21 protein-coding genes and 1 pseudogene are annotated in these 25142 nt (G+C 64.7%); 6 read left to right on the forward strand and 16 right to left on the reverse strand.

The window, feature by feature from the left end; all coding sequences use genetic code 11:
• Positions 1-706 precede the first annotated feature (706 nt).
• From J2R80_RS42255 to J2R80_RS42285, 7 genes and pseudogenes are all read right to left on the reverse strand, one after another.
• Positions 707-1045: a L,D-transpeptidase family protein gene (locus J2R80_RS42255; protein ID WP_375162641.1), complete on the reverse strand. Its 339-nt coding sequence runs from the start codon at positions 1043-1045 to the stop codon at positions 707-709.
• On the reverse strand, positions 1008-2183 hold the full coding sequence (locus J2R80_RS42260; RefSeq protein WP_057015551.1) for an IS481 family transposase: 1176 nt from the start codon (positions 2181-2183) through the stop codon (positions 1008-1010). Before J2R80_RS42260 ends, J2R80_RS42255 begins: the two co-directional genes overlap by 38 nt.
• Positions 2184-2273: 90 nt before the next feature.
• A pseudogene (locus tag J2R80_RS42265) lies at positions 2274-2855 on the reverse strand (L,D-transpeptidase); the annotation flags it as partial.
• 1025 nt (positions 2856-3880) lie between these two features.
• On the reverse strand, positions 3881-4501 hold the full coding sequence (locus J2R80_RS42270) for a peptidoglycan recognition family protein (protein WP_057018053.1): 621 nt from the start codon (positions 4499-4501) through the stop codon (positions 3881-3883).
• 34 nt (positions 4502-4535) lie between these two features.
• Positions 4536-5741: a GGDEF domain-containing protein gene (locus J2R80_RS42275; protein ID WP_168855216.1), complete on the reverse strand. Its 1206-nt coding sequence runs from the start codon at positions 5739-5741 to the stop codon at positions 4536-4538.
• A 791-nt stretch (positions 5742-6532) separates the two neighbouring features.
• A complete protein-coding gene (locus J2R80_RS42280; RefSeq protein ID WP_229189161.1) occupies positions 6533-7144 on the reverse strand; it encodes a LysE family translocator in 612 nt (203 codons plus the stop codon).
• Positions 7145-7258: 114 nt separating this feature from the next.
• Complete coding sequence (locus J2R80_RS42285) at positions 7259-7663, reverse strand: response regulator (RefSeq protein WP_168855217.1); 405 nt, start codon at positions 7661-7663, stop codon at positions 7259-7261.
• Positions 7664-7823: 160 nt separating this feature from the next.
• Between J2R80_RS42285 and J2R80_RS42290 the strand changes: the two genes are divergently transcribed.
• A complete protein-coding gene (locus J2R80_RS42290; RefSeq protein ID WP_057018056.1) occupies positions 7824-8693 on the forward strand; it encodes an SDR family oxidoreductase in 870 nt (289 codons plus the stop codon).
• Positions 8694-8919: 226 nt separating this feature from the next.
• Here J2R80_RS42290 and J2R80_RS42295 read toward each other — a convergent pair whose 3' ends face one another.
• From J2R80_RS42295 to J2R80_RS42310, 4 genes are all read right to left on the reverse strand, one after another.
• Positions 8920-9768: an FRG domain-containing protein gene (locus J2R80_RS42295; RefSeq protein ID WP_076827937.1), complete on the reverse strand. Its 849-nt coding sequence runs from the start codon at positions 9766-9768 to the stop codon at positions 8920-8922.
• A 24-nt stretch (positions 9769-9792) separates the two neighbouring features.
• Positions 9793-10011 (reverse strand): hypothetical protein, encoded by a 219-nt coding sequence (locus J2R80_RS42300; protein ID WP_253640906.1) that lies wholly within the window; start codon positions 10009-10011, stop codon positions 9793-9795.
• Positions 10012-10024: 13 nt separating this feature from the next.
• Entirely contained in the window at positions 10025-10831 is an 807-nt protein-coding gene (locus J2R80_RS42305; RefSeq protein ID WP_253640907.1) for a lytic transglycosylase domain-containing protein, read from the reverse strand.
• A 168-nt stretch (positions 10832-10999) separates the two neighbouring features.
• The gene (locus J2R80_RS42310) at positions 11000-11410 is read right to left on the reverse strand and encodes an ester cyclase (protein WP_168855220.1); all 411 of its coding nucleotides are present in this window, start codon (positions 11408-11410) and stop codon (positions 11000-11002) included.
• 517 nt (positions 11411-11927) lie between these two features.
• Between J2R80_RS42310 and J2R80_RS42315 the strand changes: the two genes are divergently transcribed.
• Positions 11928-14744 (forward strand): CHAT domain-containing protein, encoded by a 2817-nt coding sequence (locus J2R80_RS42315; RefSeq protein ID WP_253640908.1) that lies wholly within the window; start codon positions 11928-11930, stop codon positions 14742-14744.
• Between the two features lie 174 nt (positions 14745-14918).
• Positions 14919-15155 carry a hypothetical protein gene (locus J2R80_RS42320; protein WP_026192271.1) on the forward strand — a complete coding sequence of 79 codons (237 nt, stop codon included), beginning with the start codon at positions 14919-14921 and terminating at the stop codon, positions 15153-15155.
• Between the two features lie 159 nt (positions 15156-15314).
• On the opposite strand, the gene rpoD is transcribed toward J2R80_RS42320, so the two are convergent.
• The gene (rpoD, locus tag J2R80_RS42325; protein ID WP_225159702.1) at positions 15315-17447 is read right to left on the reverse strand and encodes an RNA polymerase sigma factor RpoD; all 2133 of its coding nucleotides are present in this window, start codon (positions 17445-17447) and stop codon (positions 15315-15317) included.
• A 366-nt stretch (positions 17448-17813) separates the two neighbouring features.
• Positions 17814-19835 carry a DNA primase gene (gene dnaG / locus J2R80_RS42330; RefSeq protein WP_253640909.1) on the reverse strand — a complete coding sequence of 674 codons (2022 nt, stop codon included), beginning with the start codon at positions 19833-19835 and terminating at the stop codon, positions 17814-17816.
• A 210-nt stretch (positions 19836-20045) separates the two neighbouring features.
• On the opposite strand from dnaG, the gene J2R80_RS42335 reads away from it, so the two are divergent.
• On the forward strand, positions 20046-20600 hold the full coding sequence (locus tag J2R80_RS42335) for a chlorite dismutase family protein (protein WP_076827947.1): 555 nt from the start codon (positions 20046-20048) through the stop codon (positions 20598-20600).
• 155 nt (positions 20601-20755) lie between these two features.
• Here the strand turns inward: J2R80_RS42335 and J2R80_RS42340 are convergent, their stop codons facing one another.
• The 3 genes from J2R80_RS42340 to J2R80_RS42350 all read right to left on the reverse strand — a co-directional run bounded on the left by J2R80_RS42340 (position 20756) and on the right by J2R80_RS42350 (position 22978).
• The gene (locus J2R80_RS42340) at positions 20756-21154 is read right to left on the reverse strand and encodes a gamma-glutamylcyclotransferase (protein WP_057018063.1); all 399 of its coding nucleotides are present in this window, start codon (positions 21152-21154) and stop codon (positions 20756-20758) included.
• A 109-nt stretch (positions 21155-21263) separates the two neighbouring features.
• Positions 21264-22076 carry a transglutaminase family protein gene (locus J2R80_RS42345; protein WP_229193082.1) on the reverse strand — a complete coding sequence of 271 codons (813 nt, stop codon included), beginning with the start codon at positions 22074-22076 and terminating at the stop codon, positions 21264-21266.
• A gap of 2 nt (positions 22077-22078) precedes the next feature.
• Positions 22079-22978 (reverse strand): transglutaminase family protein, encoded by a 900-nt coding sequence (locus J2R80_RS42350; RefSeq protein WP_168855223.1) that lies wholly within the window; start codon positions 22976-22978, stop codon positions 22079-22081.
• Positions 22979-23082: 104 nt separating this feature from the next.
• Here J2R80_RS42350 and J2R80_RS42355 point away from each other — a divergent pair, with 104 nt between their 5' ends.
• Positions 23083-23880 carry an N-formylglutamate amidohydrolase gene (locus J2R80_RS42355; RefSeq protein ID WP_253640910.1) on the forward strand — a complete coding sequence of 266 codons (798 nt, stop codon included), beginning with the start codon at positions 23083-23085 and terminating at the stop codon, positions 23878-23880.
• An 89-nt stretch (positions 23881-23969) separates the two neighbouring features.
• Entirely contained in the window at positions 23970-25088 is a 1119-nt protein-coding gene (locus tag J2R80_RS42360) for an IS630 family transposase (RefSeq protein WP_141343495.1), read from the forward strand.
• Positions 25089-25142 lie beyond the last annotated feature (54 nt).

The following is a 25142-nucleotide window of genomic DNA, read 5'->3' on the forward strand; positions in this document are numbered from 1 at the left end:
CAGCTGGAAGGCGGATTGAGCTGGGACTGACGCGGCTTCGGAGGCTGTAGCGGCCGCCCTCCGCCCACGACGTTACATTGCGCCTTTTTCCCAATTTCTATCCACTACGAACCGCAATGCTGCGGCGCGCTACTACTTTTGCGCATGCGATTTGCCTGCCCGTCTGTTGGTTAGGACCAGTTCCGAATGGCAATTGCCGCGGGCATTTGCCGATTTACGATGTGCTCAGTGAGACGTGATCGCTAACGCGAAAGGGCGGCTGTGACCGCGGTCCCTGCATGCTGGTGCTCTTGGCCATCGCGATGGTGTGGGGGTTGTAGCGCTGATCATCCGAGCAGAAGAGCGCCCCCGCCGACGACGAAGAAAACGATCGCTAGACCTATCAGGCCGTACTCGACGCCATCCATCCCGATCGACCATCGAACGAGGAACCAAGCAAGCCCCAGCTCAGGGGGTGAGCTGGGGCTGCCGGGGCTGGAAGGCTGTAGCGGCACAGCCTCTACTCACGACGCTACGACTTTCCCAAATTTGATCCACAAGAAACCGCTGTTGCTGCAGCGCGCTACTACCAATGCCCCACGCACGCGATCATACGGTCTCATACAGCGCACCGACGCCTGGCATGCCGCAGGTTACGGTGCGGCCACCCAGCCCATTTTGAACGGGGCTGCTTCTCAAGTTGTAGATCTGGGACAGAAGAATTGAGTTACTGGGCGTCGGCCATCTTCGATCGAGAAGCCTGCGGTTGCGCGTTGACTGCCGAGGGCCGGCTCGACGGCGACGCCGGTTCCTGCGATGAGACGGCGGCGTCGGGCGGCGCGCCCGGGGATGGTCGATGGGCAGCTGGTGCCGGAAGCACGATCACTTTCGCGCCGACTTTCACCCGATCATAGAGGTCCATGACGTCGTCATTGGTCAGCCGGATGCAGCCGGATGAAACCCGCTTCCCGATCGTATCGGGCTTGTTGGTGCCGTGGATTCTGTATTCGGTATCGCCCAGATACTGTTTAGTCCGGGGACATGGCTGACACCTGTTCGGACACATCACTGACAGGTTGGCGGTTGGTCAAGTCGATTGATGCGACCTGCCAGCTGGCGAAGAAGACGCCGTAATGGCCGTCGCGATCCAGCGGCCTGATGGCAAGCCGTTCGCGCGCGAAGGCCTGTGGAACCTTCCAGAAGCGTCCCTTGAAGGAGATGTAGGGCCTCGTCGATGAGACCCTGCGCACGGTCTCGCCGCTGTCGTACTCGATTTTCGGGACGCGGGCCGGCATAGCGCGGGCACTGGGTCGGAAGCGATCGGCGGGAACGTGCATATCAAGGCCTTGGTGAGGGCGCTGCAGATTGTAGATCGGCCGCCAGGCATCCAAGGCACGCTGGACTTCCGGTAGGGTGCGGAAGCGGCGCATCGCAAAGACCTCGGCCTTCAGGGTGCGATGGAAGCGTTCGTTCTTGCCGCGGGCCTGCGGGTGGCAAGGCCTGGCATGCACCACCCTGACGCCAAGCTTGAGCAGCCAGACCTTCAATCCGGTCCAGCGAATGCCGGACGTATCGCCCCATGGTGAGCCGTTGTCGGTGTAGAAGGCCTCCGGCAAACCATAGCAGCGGAACGTCGTCGTCAAGTGATCCTGCACGGTGAAACGCTGCTCGTCGGCGCAGGCCTTCAGGCACAGGACATAGCGCGAGTGATCGTCGACGATCGTTAGCGGATGACACCGCGTTCCGTCGGCGAGCGGCAGGTGGCCCTTGAAGTCCATCTGCCACAGTAGATTGGGAGCTTCCTTCTCGAAGCGGTGCCCTGGATTTGGCGGCGCGTTCTCGCTCGGCTTGACGCGGCCGTTCCGGCACAGGATCCGGTGCACCGTCGAGGGCACAGGCACCGTCTTGCCGTCCCGCTTCAGGCAGTGGGCGATCTTGCGCGCGCCCCAGACCGGATGCTTGTCGCGCACCGCAAGCACCTGCTCCTCGATGGCAGCCTCACTGCGCTTGGGCATCGCATGCGGACGCCGGGAGCGGTCAGCCAGTTCCCGATCACCAGCCTGCCAGCGCCGCAGCCATTTGTAGCCAACGTCAGGGCTGATGTTGAACCGTTGACACAGCTCGCGCCGGTTGGCGCCTTCCTGCAATGCCAGCCGCACGAACTCGTGGCGCTGATCCATTACTGACACCTCACTCCACGGCATGGACGGCCTCCCGAATCGGACCAATCCAGCCAATGTTGATGTGTCAGCTATGTCTCCGAACACCCGTCAGTGATCTGTCCGGGCTAAACAATACATCGCCCGGGCACCGAGCGGATTGCCAGGACCGCCCGCCATGAACCGCGGCAGATAAGGCTGGCGCGAAATCATCTCTGCCGGCGGACGCCAATCCGGCCATTCTGTCTTGCGGGCCACGACCTGCTCACCGGACCATGTGAAACCTTCGCGGCCGACACCGATGCCGTAGCGCATCGCCTGCCCGCCATTCAGAACCAGATAGAGGAATGTGTTTCCGGTATCGATGACGACGGTGCCCGGCGGCTGGTGACTGACGTAGTCAACCACCTGCCGAGCAAATTTTCCGGGAGCGTCAGCGGCTTTTGGTGTTTCGATCCGGGGCGCGGGGACCGGGATCGGAACCGGAGCTGGCGCTGGCGCCTGAACCGCCGCCGCTACGTGAATGGGAGTCGACGGCGTAGGACTAGATGGTGCCGGCACCTGGTGCGCGGCTTGCTTCCGTATCGGTTGAACGCCCGCCGGCCGCCACAGCAAGCCGTACCCCAATGCGGCAGCGGCCACGACGCCAATTACAACTCTTCCGGCCACTGGTAGCGCGAGCGTCTCGGTCTTTCCACGTTTGGCCCGCTTACCCATACTTCTCCCCTGATCGCAATGCCCGGAAGGGGTACCCGGCAAATTTTAACAAGCTTCGAAGCGATGTCGCCTAGGCTGGAAATCGTCAAGCGTCGTTAACGCCAGCCCCTGTGCTGCAACACCCATCGTCCACATTCGATCGCCGGTTCGGGCAAAGCAAGGGCCGCCCAAAGGCGGCCCTCGCGCAAAGATGCAACATCACTTCAACGTATAGGTACCAGTCTGGTGATTGCAGTCTTGAAAGGTTCCCTCTTTGATGACCGGGAAAGGCCCTAAGGGTTGTATCGTTGCGGTCATGACCATGCCGTCGTACTTCCCAGTCCCCGCGACTGTCTCTCTGGTTACCTTTCCTTCTGACGTCGAGAAGTACGAAAGTCGCTTATCACCGTCTCGGTCAATGGACTCGCAGACCGTGGTGCCAGTAATCTTCCCACCAAGAGATGCACTAACCCCTACGCACCGGAATGTATCTTTGTCGAAAAGCCCACCCGGAGGATTGCTTCGGATAGAGCCGGTATGCTCATAGCTTCGCGCGATGTGGGTCTTGGAAAATGAGATAGTGTTGCTCGTGCCCGACCAGCACGCCGTGTAATCGAAGTTGCCTTCTTTTGGGAGCTCGGCGGCGAAAGCAGACGGTGCCAACGCAAAGACGATCAACGCTAAGGGATACCTGCATGCGCTTTCCATAGTACCCTCCGTATGGATTGGCAGAACGAACGATGCCAACGCGAACGCGAGGGGACGCATTGATCCAGATCAATGGATGAAGACGAGAAAATGTCCGCGATGGATCAAGGCTGACCTGGCCAGTCCGTAGGATAGGTGGAGCGCAGCGATACCCATCATCCCACCGCGCAGCACAAGCTTGATGGGTATCGCTTCGCTCCACCCATCCTACGAAGCGGACAAAACAGGCGCTCTTGGCTATGTCGGCTAGGGGCTCAGAAGGCGATATCGCCGAGGTCCGGTCCGGTTGCCGCTTCGTCCCCGAACGCAGGCGTCCGGGATTTTGATGAGTACCCGCCCTACTCGCCCCACTGCCGCGCCATGGTGGCGAGCGCGCAGCCCTCGCAGTAGCGGGCATCCTTGAAGTCGATCCAGTTGTGGGCGTAGACGCGCTCCGGCGGGATGCCGTAACGCGCGCGCAGCAGCTTCACCAGCACCCGCCAGGCCGCGACCTGTGCGTCGGTCGGGCCCGTCGTGACGTCGGGATAATTGCCGGAGAACTCGACGCCGATCGACGTGTCCTTGTTCACCTGGTGATAGGTCTTGCTGTTGTCGATGTATTTGTTGTCGTTGCGATCGGCGCCGTCTGTGTGGGTCGGAACGAGGCTGTCGGCGACCGCCCAATAGACCGTGCCGTCGGTTTCGACCCAGATCATGACGCCGCGCCGGGTCGGGTTCTTGTGCTGCGCCTCGGCGCCGTATCGCGCCGAGCCCTGCGGCCCCTCGGTCTGGTGCACGATGATATTGCGCCAGGGATGCGATTTGGCGACGTCGCCCCAGGGCGCCAGCCAGACCATCTTCAAGCCGGGAATCTCGGGCGTGCCTTGCGATCGCGCGATGGCCGCGAGATCGGGCGTTTCGGCCGATGCGGCAGCGAACAGGACAAGCACAAGAAGTGCGGTGAGCAGGCGAGGCATCATCACGGAGATCCGGTGTCGTCTCTCGTTAGCACGCTCAGGCGCGCTTGCGCAGGCTCGCCTCGACCGTCTCGGGCGCCGGCTTCGGCTCGTAGGTCGCGTAGCCGTTCTTGCCGCCCTTCTTGGCGTCGTAGAGCGCGTGGTCGGCGGCGGCGACCAGGCGATCGGGATGCAGGCCGATCTCGCGGGTCCATTGCGCGACGCCGATCGAGACCGCGATCGGAATGTCCCTGCCGGTGCACTGCTCGGCATCGGCGCGGCAGACCTCGAGCACGCGGCGCGCGATCATCGCGCCTTCGCGCAGCGTCGAGGACGGCAACACGATGCAGAACTCGTCGCCGCCGGTGCGGGCCAGCATGTCGCCCGGGCGGAGCCGCGTCTGCGCCATCAGCGTGAAATGCTGCAGGCAGGCGTCGCCGGCGGCGTGGCCATGGGTGTCGTTGATGCCCTTGAAGCCGTCGAGGTCGATCACCAGCAGCGCGAACGCCTCGCCGTTGCGGTCGGAGCGCGCGCATTCCTCGGTCAGCCGCTGCAAGAGATGGCGGCGGTTGCCGACGCCGGTGAGATCGTCGAGCAGCGCGAGGTCGGCGACCTCGTTGCGCAGCCGGTCGATCGCCATCAGCAGGAAGCCGAAATTGAGCGCCATCGACAGGAACACCATCAGCAGGATCACCAGCGACTGCCCCGCAGAGAAGCGGACGAAGGAGAACTCGCCGGGCTGCAGCAGCGCGCCGATGGCACGCAGCGCATAGATGCCGATCAGCACGGAGGCGACGATGCCGGCGAGCCGGGCACCGGGGCTGACGCGGCCGTTCTCGGACGACAGCAACAGCTTCAGCGTCAGCGCGAACGGCGTGACCTGGGCAATGGTGTAGACCAGGATGCGCATCGGCATGCTGTCATAGGCGAAGATGAAGGTGCCGAGACCGGCGAAGGCCAGCGCCGTGGTCAGCAGGGTGGCGCGCCAGGTCGCAGGCTTGTCGTAGAACCGCTCGATGCCCATCGCGGCAAGGCCGGCGGCGAACACCATCAAGGTCCCGGCCGCAAGCAGCGGCAGCAGCGAGTCCGTCAGCATCACGCGAAGCATCGCGCAGCTGGCCCCGGCGGAGGCGACGAGGGCCGACGCGGTCCAGAACCGCGCCGCGCCGAAAGCAGGATAGCTGCGCGCGACATAGGCCCAGATCAGCCCGAGCGCGAGAAAATTGATAATGAATACCGTCCAAAGCGTCGGAACGCTCAACATCGCCCCTGTTCGAGAGCCGTATCGGCCTCGCCTCTCCTGAAATGACCGTCTGCCGCTAAAGCGCGATGAGATCAGGCTGAATCATCATCGCGCGTTAGATTCTTGTTTTGGCATGATCTTTTCGGAAAACCGCTTCGCACTTGTCCGGATCATGCCCCCCGGGGCGCTTCCTCAAATGACAATCCCCGTTGTCTTACGGAACAGCATGCGGCCGCGCCGCTTAACGGAGCGTCACCCACAACGTGCCAATCCGCGCCGTGGTTTTGAATTGATGAAGATCTGCGCATCCGCCGTTTGCGCATCGTTAAGCATGACGGATGCGCGACGCCGCGACGCGCGAGATGCGCAACGCTTTGCGAAAAAGCTGGCGAAAACGCGTAACAGTTGTGGATAACACGATGACGGCGCCGTGACAGCACGCGGCAGCAGCCTCCGAATCTGCTGAGTTTGATATCGAGGATGTTGCGAGGCTGGCCCTCCGCCAAGCATGCCTCGGAGTCGCGTTCAATCCATGAAACCCTGAGAGGATACTATGGCTAAGAAAGCGAAGAAGGCGAAGAAGGCGAAGGCGAAAAAGGCCACCAAAAAGAAGGCCGCCAAGAAGTAACGAATTCCAGCCCGGGTAGCGGCGCTTGCCCTGCCCGGGCACCCGGACCGGGACAACCGGTCGCAGCGACGTCAACCTCGAAATCACCACCCTACATCGATCGGCCCCGAACTGACGGGGCGCAAGGCAGCAGGCGCAACGCCTGCTTTTTTATTGCCTGCGTCCGGGCGTGACGGCCGCGACGTCAGCGCTCCGCCAAGGCGAGCCTGGCGCCGAGCAGGGCAAAGCCCGCGGCAAAGCTTCGCCGCAGCCAGGCCATCACCTTCGGCCGGGTGATGACGCGGTCGCGCACCGAGGCGGCGAACAGCCCGTAGACCGCGAACACCGCAAAGGTCATCACCATGAAGACACCGCTGAGCTCGACCATCCGCGCCAGCGGGTGCGGCTCGTCGACCGCGATGAACTGCGGCAGGAAGGCCAGGAAGAAGATCGACAGCTTTGGATTGAGGATGTTGATCAGGATCGCGGTCACGATCACCCGCCGGCGCGAGCGCGGCTTGATCTCGGTGTCGACGGCAAGCGCGCCGCGCTCGCGCAGCGCCTGCCAAGCCATGTAGAGCAGATAGACGACGCCGCCCCATTTCAGCGCCGCGAACGCCACGGCGCTGGTGTGCAGGATGGCGGCGAGCCCGAGCATCGCCGCGATCATCTGCGGCACGATCCCGAGCGTGCAGCCGAACGCCGCCGCGACGCTCGCCCGCGCTCCCCGGGTCAGCGCCACCGCCAGCGTATAGAGCACGCCGGTGCCGGGCGAGGCCACCACGATCAGCGACGTCAGCAGAAAGGACCAGGTCACTTCAAATCCTCGGCGGGCGGGACAGGCGGACGGGACATCGTCCGCCAATATCACGGCGACGGGGACGGCGGAAGCGGCTGCCGGCCTCCGCCCGGCGCCAGCGTCGACACCCCGTTATGACGACCTGCGCCATCCGCGATGCGAAAGCTCCGACGCCTTCATCTCGGCGACCCGGATCACGTCCAGCGGCGCCCAGGGCTTGGCCCAGAACAAGGCGCCTTCGGGCAGGCGCTGCCGCAGCGGCTTGCCCGAGGTGACGATCACGTCGAGATCGGGTCTGTACTTCTTCGCGGCATAAGCGAGCTCGATGCCGGTCATGTGTCCGGCCAATTCGACGTCGGTCATCATCAGCACGACGTTGTCGCCGTTGCCCTGCAACACGAGCTCGGCGGCCTCGGCGCTCTCGCAGGAGATGACGTCGAACTCGCTTTCCTCCAGCAGCAGCCCGATCATCTCGCGCTGCATCGGGTCGTCCTCAACCACCAGGGCCTTCGCACGATAGGGCTTTGACTGTCCCATGGGTGTGGCTCCCTTGGTTTGAATGCTTCGCTTCGAGCGCGTAACATAGATTAAAAGCCGAAAATCACTGGATGGTTCAGTTCCAATTTGAGAAAAGCGTGGAAATGCCGTGTTCCTCGCTTGGCAACCACCACCCCCGTTGAGATGGAGCTCACCCGACATGACCGCGATCCCTGGATCCGCCGCTGCCGTGACCGGAGCCGCCAGCGGCATCGGCCGCGCGCTCGCGCATGAACTGGCGCTGCGCGGCTGCGATCTGGCGATCGCCGACCGCGACGAGGCCGGCCTGCAGGCCGCCGCCGCGGAGATCGCGAAAGCGAGCCCGCGCAAGGTCACCGTGCATCGGCTCGATGTCAGCGAGCCGGACCAGATCACGGCGTTCGCGGAGGCCGCCGTTACAGCGCACCCCTCGCTCAACATCGTCGTCAACAATGCCGGCGTCGCGCTGCTCGGCGAGTTCGGCGAGTTCGATCAGGCGCAGATGGAGTGGCTGTTCAACATCAATTTCTGGGGCGTGGTGCACGGCACCCGCGCCTTCCTGCCGCAGCTTTCGCGGCGGCGCGAGGCGCATATCGTCAACATCTCGTCGATCTTCGGCATCATCGCCCCGCCCGGCCAGAGCGCCTATTGCGCGGCCAAGTTCGCGGTGCGCGGCTTCTCGGAAAGCCTGCGCCACGAGCTCGCGGTGGCGAACAGCCCGGTGCGTCTGTCCGTGGTGCATCCGGGCGGCGTTGCCACCAGCATCGCGCGCAACTCGCGCGCCGGCACCGGCGTCACCGACAATGCCCGCCGCGCCGAATCGATCGAGCGCTTCGACGCACTGGCCAGGACCACGCCGACCGCGGCCGCGCAGCGCATCATCGCCGGCATCGAGAAGAACCAGCCGCGCATCCTGATCGGCAAGGACGCATACTTCATGGACCTGCTGCAACGCTTCCGCCCGGCGACCTACTGGAAAACGATGCAACGGATGATGGAGAAGACGGCGGCGCGGCGGATCGCGCGCGATGCCGCGAGTGCGAGCCAGTAGCACGATAGCGCGGAGTAACCCGCGCACCGCCGTCGTCCGGGCGAAAGCCGGACCCATAACCACAGGATTGGGTTGGTGAGGCACGCCGGGGGCCGCAGCGTCGTGCAACACGGACATTTGTGGTTATGGGTCCCGGGTCAAGCCCGGGACGACACCGGGGATGTTGCACGGCCCGCGGGTCATACCATGCCTGCGAGTCACGCCTGCGCGGCATCGCGACACGAGATTACCCGCCCAGCTGCTTCTTCACCCCGAGCGCCAGCCGGAACAGCGGATCGCTCCGCTCCGAGGGATAGAGCGCGCTCCTCGCCACCTGCGGAAAATTATCATTCTTCCAGAACGACGCCGGCGCGAACGAGAATTTGGCGACCAGCCGCCGGCCGAAATCCATCTCGTAGGGAAAGTAGTTTTCCTTCTGCTCGGTGCCGGACATCTCCGGATACTCGCCGAGCAGATAGCCCTCCTGGATGTGCGGCCGCACCGCCGACGGCGGGCAGACGCTGGCGAGGCGCACGATCTGCAGGCCGGCCTCGGCGCTCGCGGTGATCGCGCCGCTCAGATTCGGCACGCCGAGCACATAGAGGAAGGCGGTGCCGGTCTCCGCCAGCGAGGCAAAGGAGGCGGCAATCCGGATCGAATGGGTGACGTCGAGCAGCGGCGTGGTGCAGACCTCGTAATGCTGCAGGATCGACCAGCGCAGGATGCGATGCCGCTTCAACCGCTCGAGCCCGAGCAGCTTTTCCCTGGCGTATTCGGCGATCAGGATCCGCTCGGCGCGTTGCAGCGCATCGAACCGCCCGACCAGCGTCGCTTGATCGGGATTGCCGCGGCCGCCGCGAAACAGCGTCGGCTTCAGCGACGAGTTGCGCTTGATGTTCCTGTAGTCGGCGCCCTGGCCGCGAAACAGCAGCACATGATCGCGGTTGAGGAATTGCAGCTCGGCGATCTTGGTGGCGAGCTCGAGATAGGAGCCGACGCGATGGCCCGGCCCCTCCCGCACCGCCGAGTTCTTCGCGACCTGGCATCCGCGGCGGTCGAAGAACGACCAGATTTTTTGGCTGCCGATGGTTTCCATGGAGACACCAGAATTCTCAACCCGTCATTCCCCGATGCGCAGTTGCGCATCTGAGGGCAGCCCGCAGGGCTGAACCCGGAATCCATTTTTCCATGCGTAATGCGGCCCGATGGAAACGATCGTCATTGCGAGGAGCTCGGCGACAAAATTGCGAAGCAATTTTGCGCTGAAGCGACGAAGCAATCCATCGTCTCGCATGTGCCGAAAGATGGATTGCTTCGCTCCGCTCGCAATGACGGACAAGGCCGCCGCGCCTTCACCGCCCCACGAGCTGATCGGCAAAATACCCGATGGTCTTGCGATAGATCACCGCCCTGTTCCACTCGCGCATCGCCTCGAAATTCGCGGTACCCTCGCCGTAGGGCGCGCCCATCTTGAAGCCGCTGGTGTGCAGGAGGTTCGCGGTCGAGGCCAGCACGTCGGCGACCGAGTGGCGCAGGTCGACATGGCCGTCGCCGTCGAAATCGACGCCGTACTTGATGTAGGACGACGGCAGGAATTGCGTCTGGCCGATCTCGCCGGCATAGGCGCCGATCATGTCGTTGAGACGGAGATCGCCGCGCTGCACGATCCTGAGCGCGGCGAGCAGCTCGCCCTGGAACAGGTCGGTGCGGCGGCAATCATGCGCCAGCGTCGCGAGCACGCGAAACACCGGCAGCTTGCCCATGTCGCCCTTGCCGAAATCCGTCTCCAGCCCCCAGATCGCGACCAGGATCTGGCGCGGCACGCCATATTGCTGCTCGATCTTCGAGAGCAGCGCGGCGTGACGCTGCAGCATCGCGCGGCCGCCATTGATGCGCCCGGGCCCGACCCGGGTTGCGACGTACTGCTCGAACGTCTTGTTGAAGGTGTAGCGCTGCCGCCGGTCGAAGGCGAGCACCCCGCCATCCTGCTGCACGCCGCCGAGCGCCGCGGAGATCACATCCTGCTGGATGCCGGCGCTCGCCGCCTCCTGCGAGAACGACTGGACGAAGGTCGGAAAACTGCCACCGCAGCGCGCGGCATAGGAGGGGGTGGCAAGCAGCAAGGCGCCGAACACAACCGCCAAACGACACCTGAGCATGCAAAAATCCCCTGCTTCGATTGGCCGATCATGCCATGGAGCAAACGAGGCAGTCAAAGTGTCGGCACGACGCTCCATCCATCGCTGCCGCAGCTGGCCGCCTCAATCCATGTTCGCACGGTGAATGACCACGGCGCATCCATCAACCGATCGGCACGTAGCTGAAGCTCAATCCTTGAGCTGGCGCTCCAACCCGACGAAATCGATCTCCGCCCAGCGCTCGGAAATCCTGCCGTCCTGAATCCGCCAGAACGTCATGCCGCGGAATTCGACGTGGCGGCCGGTTGGCTGGATGCCGCGCCATGGGCTGCGGTGCCGGCCGCGCCAGACGAAGCGGCCGGCGACGATGTCGCGCTCGGCCACCAGGCATTCCGCCACCGCCGACAGGTCGGCGAAGGTCTCGTGCATCGCGGCCGAATGCGCGATCACGTCCTCGGCGCTCAGCCGCTTGCCCACCGCATGGTCGAAGAAGTCGGGCGCCAGCTGCGCGCGGATCGCCTCGGGATCGTGGCGGTTGGTCACGGCGTCGTAATGCGCGAGCACGAGCGCCTTGTTGGCGTCGATTGTGGCGTTGGACATCGGCGATCGATTCTCGAAGGAAAGGTTGTAGAAATAGAATGATGCGCCTCATACGCGAATCGGACGGCATGACGCAAGTGACGATGGTCAGAAAAAGCTCGGCTTTCGGCCGTCGTTCGTTTGCGCGACGATACGAAAGACCGCTGCCGGAAAAGTGCGCTGGCGCGCGAGGCTCCACCGCCAGCCATTCCCTCACCTCTGCCCTCGCCTCTGCGCGAACGGCGGGCCGGCGGTAACATCGTCCGTTGGCTTGACTGCCGGTGGCATGCAAGCGGCGGTGCCCGGGCGAGCGACGCACCGCACGGCAAGCATTTGAGGACACGACGCATGAACGCCGAAGCCGCCGGCCGCGACCAAGAAGCGCGGGCCGGGCAAGCCGCTTCCGCCGGCAGGCGGCCGGTTGCGCTGTCTAGTTCATGCAAAGCCGCGCCGCTAAAGCCAGGCACGCCGGCTGCAACGCCGCCGTCATTTGGGGATGCCATCCGATGACGCGTTTGGGGATGAGGATGTGCTGCCGATGACGATCGCCTTGGGCTTCCCCTTGGGTTTCGCACGCGCGCGCAGGGCTGCCGCATCGATCGGTGTCGTGCTCGCGCTCGGCGCTTTCTTGAGCGCAGCGATCGACACCGCCGCCGCGCAGAACGCCCCCGCCAAGCGCGCGCCGGCGCAAGGCGCCGGCAGCACGCAGGCGATCGCCGCACAAATGAAGAACGCCGTCGCGCTGACGCGCGGCGGCAAGTTCGACGCGGGCTATGCACAGCTGCTTGCAGCACTGGATGCCGCCGACAAGCTCGACGACGCCCAATTCGTCATGGAGCAGTATTTCGACGCGACCACGACGCTGCGCGCGGTCAAGCGCGACGATCTCGCCGAAAAACTGTTCGTGCGCGCGTTCCAGAGCAAGGCGGCGGCGCAACGGCCGCCCGGCAATGCCGACGTGCTGCTGATGTACGCGATCCTGCTGTCCGACCACGCCAGGATCGCCGAAGCCGTTCCGCTCTCCATGAAGGCGATCGCGGCGTTCAACGCCTATTGGGGCGAAGGCTCCGAGGAATCGCTGATCGCGAGCGACAAGCTCGCGGTCGCGCTGTCCGCCAACGGCTCGGCGGCGTCGGCGACCAATTTGGGCCGGCACAATTTCGAGCGCGCGGAGAAGGCGCTGGGGCCCGACCATCGCACCACCTGGAAGCTCGCCAACAATTATGCCGACATGCTGCGCGAGATCGGCGCGCCGGCGAAGGCGCTCGAGCTCGATCTGTTCGCGATCGAGAAGCGCGCCAGACATTATGGCGAGAACCATCTCAACACGCTGGTGACGGTCAACAACGCCGGCCAGGATTTCCTCAATCTCGGCCGCTTCGACGACGCCCGCCGCTACTTCCGCCGCCACCGAGCGATCGCGGCCGCGATGGCGCCGAAGGATCCGAGCTTTGCCGGACAGGCCGACGGCTGGCTGTTCTACACCGACATGCTCGCCGCCGGCGATGCCGCGATCGCGCCGGCCGATCTGGGGCGGCTGGAGGCGATCGTCGCCAATGAGGCGAATTATGCGGATTTCCTGCGCATCAAATCCGCGGTGCTGGCTGCCGGCCAACGCGAGCAGCGCCGCGAGCGGGACAAGGGGATGCGGCTGCGCGAGACCGCGCTGGCGATCTCGACCCGCGCCTTCACCGCGCAGCATCCGATCAGCTTCGAGATCAAGCTCGGCATCGCGACCGCCCTGATCGCTGATGATCCGAGCCGCGCGGTGCAGGCCTTCGCCGCGCTTGACCGCGAGATGTTCGACTGGATGAAGCGCGAGGTCGGCACATCGGGCGATCGCGCCGTCGCCGAAGCGATCCGCGCCCATGCCGACCATCTCTTGTTCGCGTTCGGCCGCTTCGCCACCGGCGCCGGCTCCGCCGTGGCGCAGCCGGCCTTTGCCGCCGCCGTGCTGCGCTGGAAGACGCTCGGCGGCGCCGACGCCACGGCGCTGCGCCAGCTCGAGACGGAGGTCGCCGGCAAGGACGAGGAGACCGCGACGCTGCTGCGGACGGCGCTCCGGCTCAACGGCGAGAAACAGGAGCTGTTCTCGTCGGGCAATATCGACGACTGGGCGAGGTCGGTGTGGGGGCGGCAGGACGCCGCCGAGAAGGCGCTGCAGAAGCGGCTCGATGCGATCGGTGCGAAGCTGCCGCAAGACCCGATCCGTCCGTCGCAGCTGCTCGCGGCGCGGGAAGCCGTCGTCAACTATTTCATCACCCGGCAATGGAAGGCGGATCGCCAGGCGAAAGACCCGTTGGCGGCGACCGTGCTCTACGCCATCGTCGAGACCGCAACGAGCGAGCCGCGCGTGGTCGATCTCGGCGATCCCGGCCGGATGGTCGACACCGGCGTGCGCACCGAGATCGCGCGGCTGCGCGCGACACGGGCCGCTGCGCCGGATCCCGACACGCACACGCCCGACGTCAAGGGCCGCTTCCAGAACCTCCGGGCGCGGCTGTTCGCGCCGCTGGAGCCGCTGCTGAAGGACAAGACCACGCTCTATGTCGTGCCTGACGGCTTCCTGTTCGCCGTGCCGTTCGCGCTGCTGCCTGGCAGTGGCGGCGGCCTGCTGGAGGACAAGTTCACGATCCGGATGCTGACCAGCCCCGATGCGCTGATCGCGATCCATGCGCGCGAGACGCTCGATCAGCGGGGCGCGATGCTGCTCGCCGGCGGCATCGAATACGGTGAGCCGGGGCCGATGCCGCTGCCCGCGACCCGGACCGAGATCGAGGCGATCGCCAAACTCGCCCGCGCGCGCGGCGCGCCGGTCGAGATGCTGACCGGGCGCGGCGTCAGCGAAGGCACGCTGCGCGCGGCGATCGGCAAGGCGCGCATCGCGCATCTGGCGACGCACGGCTTCTATCGCGACGGCACGGCCTCCGGCCTCGATACGCTCTGGCAGAGCGGCATCGTGCTGTCGGGCGCCGGCGACAGCCGATTTCCGCTGCGCGACGAGAACGACGGCTATCTCTATGGCTTCGAATTGATGGACTGGGACCTGTCCGGTCTCGACCTCCTGGTGCTGTCGGCCTGCGAGACCGGCCGCGGCGACGAGAGCTTCGTCAGCGGCCTGCGCGGCCTGCCGACCGCGCTCGGCATCGCCGGCGCGCGGCGCGCGCTGCTGACGCTGTGGCCGGTCGCCGACCAGGGCACCGCGAACTTCACTGTGCGGTTCTACGAGCACCTCGCGGAGGGCCTGACCTATTCGGATGCGCTGCGCCAGACGAGGCGCGATGCGCGCGACGGCAAGGTCGCGGGCGCGGGCGACGCCAGCGTGTGGGCGGCGTTCGTGCTGTTCGAGGGCTGAGCCGTATATGTCGTTGATGTGATCGGACGGGCGCCGCGAGCGCATGCCGGGCCGAACTGCGCCCGGCGTTGCGCAAGGGCCGCACGCAACCCGATTGCGCAGGGCAGGTCGGCGCAGGGCAGACCGGCGGCGATTTGCTTTGACAGCGGCGCCCCGATCGAGGACAAGCCGCGCATGCCGAAAAAACCCGGGACCAATCCCAAAGGCGAATTCGCCTTCTTCAACGTCTTCTATGAAGACGGCTCGCAGCGCTCCAACCGCCGCGTGCCGTCGGAGCTCATTGGCGGGCTCGACGGCGACGAGCCGGTGCGTGCCTTCCTGCGCGAGCAGGACCGCGAGATCGCCGAAAAGGGCGGCCGCCCGCCGCTCGAGATCAAGTCCATCGAGCGCGTCGGCGCGAAGAAGAAGTAGCGGCGGCCACACAACTCTATCCACGTCATTGCGAGTGCAGCGAAGCAATCTCCTCGCGATGACGTCGGAGACGGATCAAAATGAAAACGGCGGGCCCAGGCCCGCCGTTGTTGTTTCGATGGATTGCCGGGTCGAGCCCGGCAACGACAATCGGAAATATTAGTTGTCCAGGAAGCTCCGCAGCTTCCGCGACCGCGACGGGTGCTTCAGCTTGCGCAGCGCCTTGGCCTCGATCTGGCGGATGCGCTCGCGGGTGACCGAGAACTGCTGGCCGACTTCTTCCAGCGTGTGGTCGGTGTTCATGCCGATGCCGAAGCGCATGCGCAGCACGCGCTCCTCGCGCGGGGTGAGCGAGGCCAGTACGCGCGTCGTGGTCTCGCGCAGGTTGGACTGGATCGCAGCGTCGATCGGCAGGATCGCGTTCTTGTCCTCGATGAAATCGCCGAGATGCGAATCCTCTTCATCGCCCACAGGCGTTTCGAGCGACAGCGGCTCCTTGGCGATCTTGAGGACCTTGCGCACCTTCTCGAGCGGCATGCCGAGCTTCTCGGCGAGCTCTTCCGGGGTCGGCTCGCGGCCGATCTCGTTCAGCATCTGGCGCGAGGTGCGGACGATCTTGTTGATCGTCTCGATCATGTGCACGGGGATGCGGATGGTGCGGGCCTGGTCGGCGATCGAACGGGTGATCGCCTGCCGGATCCACCAGGTGGCGTAGGTTGAGAACTTGTAGCCGCGGCGATATTCGAACTTATCGACCGCCTTCATCAGGCCGATATTGCCTTCCTGGATCAGGTCGAGGAACTGCAGGCCGCGGTTGGTGTACTTCTTGGCGATCGAGATCACGAGACGGAGGTTGGCTTCCACCATCTCCTTCTTGGCCTGACGGGCCTCGCGCTCGCCCTTCTGCACGCCGTGCACGATCTTCCGGAATTCGCCGATCTCGAGCCCGGTGAGCGCCGCAAGCGACTGGATCTCGTGACGCAGGTCCTTGATGCGGTCCTTCTCGTGATGGACGAAGTTCTTCCAGCCCTTGGCCGACAGCTTGGAGACGCGGTTGAGCCAGCGCGGATCGAGCTCGGAGCCCTGGTAGTTGCGCAGGAAGTCCTCGCGCGCGACGCCGTGGCTGTCGCCGAGGCGCAGCAGGCGGCCCTCGAACGAGACCAGCTTCTTGTTGATGTCGTAGAGCTGCTCGACCAGCGAATCGATGCGGGCCTGGTTGAGGCGCAGCGACTTCACCTCGACGATGATCTCGTCCTTCAGCTTCTTGTACTTGCGCTCCTGCGAGGGCGACAGAGACTCGCTCTGCAGCTGGTTGGCGATGTCCTGCTCCTGCAGGCGGCGCAGCTTCTTGTACTCGGATGCGATCTTGTCGAAGGTCTCGACCACCTTCGGCTTCAGCTCGGCCTCGATGGCGGCGAGCGACATCTGGTTCTCGAACTCGTCGTCGTCCATGTCGCCTTCGGCGGCGGCCTCGGCGGGATCCTTCTCCTCGGTGGCGGCTTCGCCACCGGCGGGCGCGGCGCGGAACGGGGTCGGCGACGGCGGCGCTGCCGGCGGCGCGACATGGGCCGGCGCACCGGCCTGCGCGTCGCCGCCATTGCCCTCAGCGGCGGCACCCTCGGCGCCGTTGCTGCCGATCAGGTTCGGATTGATGCCGCCCTTGGACTCGGGGCCGGCATAGGTGGCTTCGAGATCGATGATGTCGCGGAGGAAGATCTTCCCTTCGTTGAGCTCATCGCGCCAGATGATGATGGCCTGGAAGGTCAGCGGGCTTTCGCAGAGGCCCGCGATCATCGCCTCGCGGCCGGCCTCGATGCGTTTTGCAATCGCGATTTCGCCTTCGCGGGAGAGCAGCTCGACGGTGCCCATCTCGCGCAGATACATGCGGACGGGATCGTCGGTGCGCTCGCCGGGCTCCGACTTCTTGACCTCGGTGACGGCCTTCTGCGTGACCTCGACGAGTTCGTTATCGGTCTCGTCGTCGCCGTCGTCCTTCTCGTCCTCGCCCTCGCTATCGTCGGCCTCGGTGACGTTGATGCCCATGTCGGACAGCATCGACATGATGTCTTCGATCTGTTCGGGCGAGGTCGTATCGGAGGGCAGCACTTCGTTGAGCTGATCGAAGGTCACGAAGCCGCGCTTCTTGGCCTGCTTGATCATCTTCTTCACCGCGGCATCCGACAGGTCGAGCAACGGCGACGGCGCGTCAGCGGCATCCTTCTCAGGAGCATCCGCTGCCTTGTCGTCCTTTTCCTTGTCCTTAACCTGCAGCGTCTTTGCCTTGGTGGCCATTCACTAAGCTCCCGAAACGCGGTCATGCAAAATGGCGCCACGCACGCGCATCCGCACGAAATCTAGATTTACTCTCTCGACGCACAAAGGGCGGCGCAATATCTCGCCACCCCTGTCATCCGTCTCGACGGTTTCCAATCTGCAATAGCCCGTTGCGTCTTCCGTAAAAGTGGACACCGGTTTTACGATCGGAAGACGCGACAGATCTAGATCTGACGCATTTTCTGACGGCGAACCCGGAACCACTTCGCCTGAAAATGCTACGGTAGCTATTAAGTTTCGCTTAACCCTGTTTTTGCAGCCAAACCATGGATTTGGCGAGTCTTTTCGCGGGTGCGGCCAGCGCCGTCCGCAGCATTTTTGTTATCAGACATTACGCTGGAACCGGCCCGATAATTCGCCGAACCCTTCAATCAGGGCTTCGGTCCCGTCGGCTTCTGCCATCCGGGCCTGGATATCCTGCAACCATGCCAGATTGGCCTCGCTGGAGTCTTCAGCCAAAGCCGCTTCCGCATCTTTTCTTTCCCTAAGTAAGGCGTGGGTTTTCTGATGCAAGGCAACGAGTTGACGCCAGGTTGATAAAACATCCTCGCGCGCCGCGCCGACCTGCGCGCCCCACACCGCCTGGGTTGTGATCGCCCGCTCAACCCTTTGAAGAATCGGGGATAATCCGCCCGCTTCGAGGTCGGCCCGCATCTTCTCGGCCTGCTCCTCGGCGTCAGGGGAATGGTGATGGTCGTGGGCAAAGGCGGCGATGATGGCGGCCCTGAGCTTGTGGGCCTCGGGATGGGCGAGCTCCAGCGCCGCCACCTCCTCGAGATGGTCGTGCAGCAGCCAGGGGTGGTTGATCAGCGATTGCAGGATCAGGGCCTCGCGGCGGGAGACCGCGCTGCGCTGGCCGCGCATGATCGGGCTGTTGGCCAATTGGGGGCTGGCGGCCTGATAGGGACCCCGTGAAATCCCGGGGGTGACACCGAACCGGCCGCCCTGCGGGCCTCCCTGTCGGCCGTTTTGGGCAGGTCCCCGGGGGACAAACTGGCGGGGTGATTCGCCGCCGCGGCCGCCGCCGAAATTGCCCCTTCCGTAGCCGCCGCGGCCATAACCGCCGCGGCCGCCCTCGGGCGCAAAATTGCGCTGCAGCCGCTCCTGCAGGTCCTGCCGGTAATAGCGGCGCACCACCTCGTCGCGGATGCCATTGGTGAGCTCGCCGATCCGCGCCTCCAGCGCGGCGCGGCGCTCGGGCGTATCGAAATTGCCGCCCTCGATCTCGCGCGACCAGATCATTTCGGCGAGCGGACGCGCGGCCGAGATCACGTCCTCGATCGCGCCGCGGCCGCCGGAGCGGGCGAGATCGTCGGGGTCCTGCCCTTCCGGCAGCAGCGCAATCCGCAGGCTCTTGCCCGGCTTGAGCTGCGGCAATGCAAGGTCGGCAGCACGATAAGCCGCCTTCTGGCCGGCGCGGTCGCCGTCGAAGCAGAGGATCGGCTCGTCGACCATCTTCCAGAGCAGGCCGAGCTGGTTCTCGGTCAGCGCGGTGCCGAGCGGCGCGACGGCGCCGGGAAAGCCCGACGTGACCATGGCAATGACGTCGACATAGCCCTCGACGACGATCAGCTGTGCGCCGTCATGCGCGGCCTGCCGCGCGGTGAACAGATTGTAGAGATTGTCGCCCTTGTGAAACAGCGTGGTTTCCGGCGAGTTCAGGTACTTTGCCGGAACGTCCTTCTCCAGCGCACGCCCGCCGAATGCGATGACGCGGCCGCGGGCATCCGTGATCGGGAACATGACGCGGTCGCGGAAGCGATCGAACGGCACCGGCTTGTCCTCGCCGGACACCAGAAGCCCGGCCTCTACCATGTCGTCGGTGGAGATACCTAGTGCGCCGAGATGCTCCTTCAGCGCGAAGCGATCCGGCGGCGCATAGCCCATCCGGAACTGGAGCTGGGTCGCCGGCGAGATGGCGCGGTCGGCAAGATAGCCGCGCGCCTTGGCGCCGCCCCGCGAAGCCAGCGTGTCGGCGAAGAACTTGGTCGCCAGTTCCATCACGTCGTGCAGGGTGCGGCGGTGCTGCTCGTGTCGCGCGGCATCGGGCGTCACCGCCGGCAGCGGGACACCCGCCATCGCGGCGAGACGTTCCACCGCCTCGGGGAAAGTCACGCCCTCGGTCTTCATCAGGAAGTCGAAGATGTTGCCATTCAGCCCGGACGAGAAGTCGAACCAGGCCTGCTTCTGGTCGTTGACGAAGAACGACGGCGTCTTTTCCTGCTGGAACGGCGACAGCCCCTTCCACTCCCGGCCGGCCTTCTTGAGCTTGACGCGCCTGCCCACGACTTCCGAGACCGGAAGCCGGGCGCGCAGCTCATCGAGGAATTCGGGCGTGAAACGCATCAGTCAGGATTTTGGGCTCGGGCGGCGAATCGCGGACAACCGGTTAGCCATATAGCGGCACGGCCCGCCATGCCGAACAATGTGGGGCTTTTCCGGGCTATTCACAGGTCTGGCCCGTCGCGGCTCCGTCGAGCGGGTTACCCCCAAATCCACGGTGGAGAGCCTGTGCGGCAAGCTTGCCCCCTCCCCCCTTCCGGGATTGGATAGGCCATGTTCACGACATTCAGAGGCGGACAGAGCGGCGGCTGGCAGGTCACGTCCATCACGCGGGTGAAGGGCGAGACGCTGCCGAAGGTCGCGGCGTTGTCGATCGTTGCGAGCGAATCGATCGCGCTGCCGCTGCTGCCGGCGCAGACCTCCTGGCGGCTCGCCGGCGTCGCCAGCCATCTGCGCTACACCGAGAAGGAGGAGCGCGAGAAGCTCTTGGCCGTGCAGGCCGGGCTCGGCCGCAGCGAGGCAACGCACGCGGCGCTGATCCCGATCCGGAAATCCGCGGCGTGGTGGGAGCTCACGCAGGAGGAGCGCCGCAAGATCTTCGAGGACAAGTCGCACCACATCGAAGGCACCCTGAAATTCCTCCCCGCAATCGCCCGCCAGCTGTTTCATTCGCGCGACCTCGGCATGCCCTTCGACTTCCTGACCTGGTTCGAATTCGCCCCCGACCACGTCACCTTGTTCGACGAACTGGTCGGCATGCTGCGCGCGACCGAGGAATGGAGCTATGTCGAGCGCGAGGTCGACATCCGCGTGGTGCGGGAGGATTGACTTCTCTTTCGTGGTGGCCGGCACAGCCGTCAGAATGACGGCGTCGCTTCCGCTCGCCTGTGACCCGGCAATCCATCAAAAGAATGACTATTGCGAAGTGAGATGGATGCCCGGGTCAAGCCCGGGCATGACGAAACATGCGGTACGTCCGAGCGCTAATGCTCGAGGAATTTTCCTGACGCGATCCGCGGCAGCTCGGTGACCGGCCAGTTGTAGAGATAGGTCCACGCCTCGCTCACGCTGCCGTCGGCGAGCGTGACGGCAAGCATCTCGCGGACATATTCGGTCGGCGGCGGAAAGCCTTCGCCGCAGGCTTCGTACATGTCGAATTCACGCAGCATGGCCTCACGCTCCCGCAAGCGGAACAGCTCACCATGCACGATGTCGGCCGGATCGTCCGACACCACGAGGCCCGGATAATGCTTCACCAGATAGAGCCGGCCGCGGCACTGCGCCGGCCCGAGGAATTCGGCATTGCCCGCGAGCAGCTTCGCCATCGGATGGTCAAAGCCGCGCATCAGCGTGCCGTAGACGAAAAGAATATCGGAGGTCATAGGTTCAGTTGTCATTCCGGGATGGTCCGAAGGACCAGACCCGGAATCTCGAGATTCCGGGTCTGGTGCTAACGCACCATCCCGGAATGACAGAAAATCCCGGGGGACGCTAGGCCGCCGCCACCTCGTCCGTCACCACGACGAACTTCGTCAGCGTCATGCGGCCGAAGCTCGTGGTGAGGGCGACGTCGGCGGCGTCGCGGCCGGTCGCCATCAGGATGCGGCCGATCCGCGGCGTGTTGTGGCGGGCATCGAAGGTGTACCACTGGCCCGACAGATAGACCTCGAACCAGCCGGAGAAATCCATCGGCGCCGGGTCCGGCGGCACGCCGATGTCGCCGAGATAGCCGGTGCAGTAGCGTGCCGGAATGCCCATGCAGCGGCAGAAGGTGAGCGCCAGATGCGCGAAGTCGCGGCAGACGCCGGCGCGGCTTTCATAGACGTCGTGCGCCGACTTCATGTGATGGGCGTGCTGATAGCCGAACGTCACGTGGTGGTGCACGAAATCGGTGATCGCCTGCACCCGCGCCCAGCCCTGCGGTGTGTTGCCGAACAGCGACCAGGCGACATCGGTCAGCTTGTCGGTCTCGCAATAGCGGCTCGGCATCAGATAGAGCAGCATGTCGTCCGGCAATTGCTCGACCGGCAGCTGCTGTCCAGCCGGATTGACGATGTCAGGCAGTCCGGAATCGCGCACCAGCGCGCTGCCGCGGAAGGTGACGCCACCGCTGGGGGCAACGAGCCGCCCGCAGACATTGCCAAAGCCGTCGCGATAGAGGCCGATCGGCACGTCCGGTTCGGTCGAAAGGCGCTCGGTGCCGACGATGTCGGCGTAGCGCGACGGATGGATCGACAGCATGATCACCATCGGGGTCGGCTGCGCCGCCGTGTAGGTGATCTCGAAGCCGACCTTGATCTGCATCGTCAGGCCGTCTCCTGCTCCGCGTTCTCGCCGACCGAGACCACCTTGATGTCGACATCCATGCCGAGAAAGGCGTCCGCCGCGCCGAGATAGACGCCGTGCAGCGGGATCGCCTGGCGCGGGTCGCGCGCCACCGCGACGCGGATCAGATCGCGCGTGCCAACGATGCCGTTGGTCGGATCGAACTCGATCCAGCCCGCGCTCGGCAGATAGACTTGCACCCAGGCATGGGTCGAGCCGCCGCCGACATAGCCGTGCGCGCTGCCGGGCGGCATCGCGAGATAGCCGGAGACGAAGCGCGCGGCGACGCCGAGCCGACGCAGCGCCTCGATCATGAACAGCGCATAGTCGCGGCAGGTGCCGGACTGCGTGCGCAGCGTGTCGAGCGGATGTTGGGTGCCCTGCTCATAGCGCTTGCGATAGCTGAACGCCTCGCGGATGCCGTGGGTCATGCCGCTCAGGATCTTGAAAGTCGGCGTCGGCGCCTCGACATCGAGGAAGCGCCGCGCCCAGGCCGACAGCTCGCCGTTCGGGTCGCCATATTGCGGCGTGATGAACTGCTGCAGATCGGGGAATTCCTCATCGTCGTAGAGGAACGGATAGAAATAGGCGGGATCGTCCGGCGTCAGCGCAAACGTATCGGCCGGATTGTGCTCCACCGTCGCGGTCGAGACGAAGGACAGCATGTCGGCGCGCTCGTCGAAGGCGGCGATCGCCATGCTGTTGCCGAACACGTCGTGGATCCAGCGCAGCGACATCGGCTGTGGATCGATCACAAGTGCGCTGTCGAGCACGCGCAGATCATGGCCGTCACGGGGGCGCAGCATGATGCGGTGCTCGCCGAACGCCACCGGGCGCGCGTAGCGATAAACGGTCTTGTGATGAATAGTCAGCAGCGGCATCTTCAAACAATCATCGTGATTTCGGGCTGCATAATCTATAGAGAAAGCTGCCCGATTCCAGATCAGCATGCCGCCTGAATAGGCAAAGTTGAGGAAAAAAGCCCTTGAATTACGGAGGCGGTCCATCGTTCCTGCTCGCGAGCACCGACGCTTCACCGGTTCTTGAACACAATGCCGGCGGCCGCTCGCCGTTCCTGTTCACTTGCGACCACTACGGCAGGCTGATTCCCTCTCCGCTCGGCGATCTCGGCCTGCCCGAAGACGAGCTCGTGCGGCATATCGCCTGGGACATCGGCATCGCCGGCGTCGCAACCCGCCTCTCGGACCGGCTCGGCGCGCATTTGATCGCGCAGCGCTATTCGCGGCTCGTGATCGACTGCAACCGTCCGCCGCATGTCGCGAGCTCGATTCCGCTGATCAGCGAGGCCACCACGGTGCCGGGCAATGAAGGCCTGTCGCGCGAGGCCACCGAGATGCGCCACGCGCAGATCTTCGATCCCTATCACAAACGCATCGACGAGATCATCGACGCGCGCGCGCGTCGGGGCCTGCCGACGCTGCTGGTGTCGCTGCACAGCTTCACGCCGATCTACGCCGGCATCGCGCGACCCTGGCACATCGGCACGCTCTACCACCGCGACACGGTGCTGCCGCCGCTGCTGCTGAAGCATCTGCGCGCCGAGGGCGATCTCGTGGTCGGCGACAACGAGCCCTATGCGGTCAGCGACGAGACCGACTACACGATCCCCGTGCATGGCGAGGCACGCGGCCTGATGAACTCGGGCATCGAGATCCGCCAGGACCTGATCTCCGACCAGGCCGGCGAGACGGCGTGGGCCGAACGGCTGGCGCGCATCCTCAGAGAGATCGAGGCGACGCTGCGCACGGAAGCGCTGATCTAGTGTCCCGAGTCACAAGTTCGCAATCATAGATTCGCAGTAGATTCGCGTCGCTGTGCCAAGGATGGAGGCAAACAGCGGCGGAGTCTCCAATGGCGGTCCAGCAACTTGCCCCCCTGATATTGAGTGATGATGAGCGGGCTGAACTGACGTCGCTGACGATGCGGCGGAAGACGGCTCAGGCGCTGGCTCTGAGAGCCCGGATCGTGCTGACCTGTGCGGAAGGTGGTCAGAACACGGAAGTGGCGGTCAAGCTCGGGCTGGACCGGCAGACCGTAGGCAAGTGGCGGCGGCGCTTTATGGCACAGCGTGTGGCCGGGCTGCACGACGAGCCGCGTTCCGGCGCGCCGCGCACGATTGACGATGCCCGCATCGAAGCCGTGATCGTGAGGACGTTGGAGAGTTGCCCTGAGAACGCCACTCATTGGAGCTCCCGCGACATGGCCAAGACCAGCGGCCTATCGGTATCGACGGTCCAACGCATCTGGCGGGCCTTCGGGCTCCAGCCGCACCGGATGGAGACGTTCAAGCTCTCGACCGATCCGAACTTCGTGGCCAAAGTGCGCGATGTCGTGGGCCTCTACGTCTCACCACCCGAGCACGCCATCGTTCTGTGTGTGGATGAGAAGTCCCAAATCCAGGCGCTGGACCGCAGCCAGCCGTTGCTGCCGATGCGTCCCGGCCAGGCGGCCCGAAGGAGCCATGACTACAAAAGGCATGGCACCACATCGTTGTTCGCCGCCCTCGATATTGCGACGGGACGGGTCATCGGCAAATGCTACGGGCGCCACCGCACCGCCGAGTTCCGCAAGTTCCTTGACGAGATCGAGGCTGCCGTACCGCGCGAACTCGACGTCCATCTCGTCATGGACAATTACGTCACGCACAAGACCCCAATGATCCGGAGATGGCTCGCCAAAAGGCCGCGTTGGCACGTGCACCTGACCCCGACCAGTTCGTCATGGCTCAACCAAGTCGAGCGCTTCTTCGCGCTCCTCACCGATAAGAAGATCAGGCGCGGCGTCTATCGCAGCGTAGCCGCCCTCAGGGCGGACATCGCCTCGTTCATCGAACGACACAACGCCGATCCAAAACCGTTCCGATGGACCAAATCCGCCGATGATATCCTTGCTTCCATCGAGCGCTTCTGCCGTTACAATGCCCCGGCAAAACAAGCCCCGATGTTGCGAACTTCTGGTTCAGGACACTAGCGACTAACGGTCAGCCAGGGCGTGGCCTCTAGCCCGAAGGCGGCTCGACGTGCT

The sequence above is a fragment of the Bradyrhizobium sp. USDA 4541 genome, assembly GCF_024171085.1.
Lineage (GTDB): Bacteria > Pseudomonadota > Alphaproteobacteria > Rhizobiales > Xanthobacteraceae > Bradyrhizobium > Bradyrhizobium australafricanum.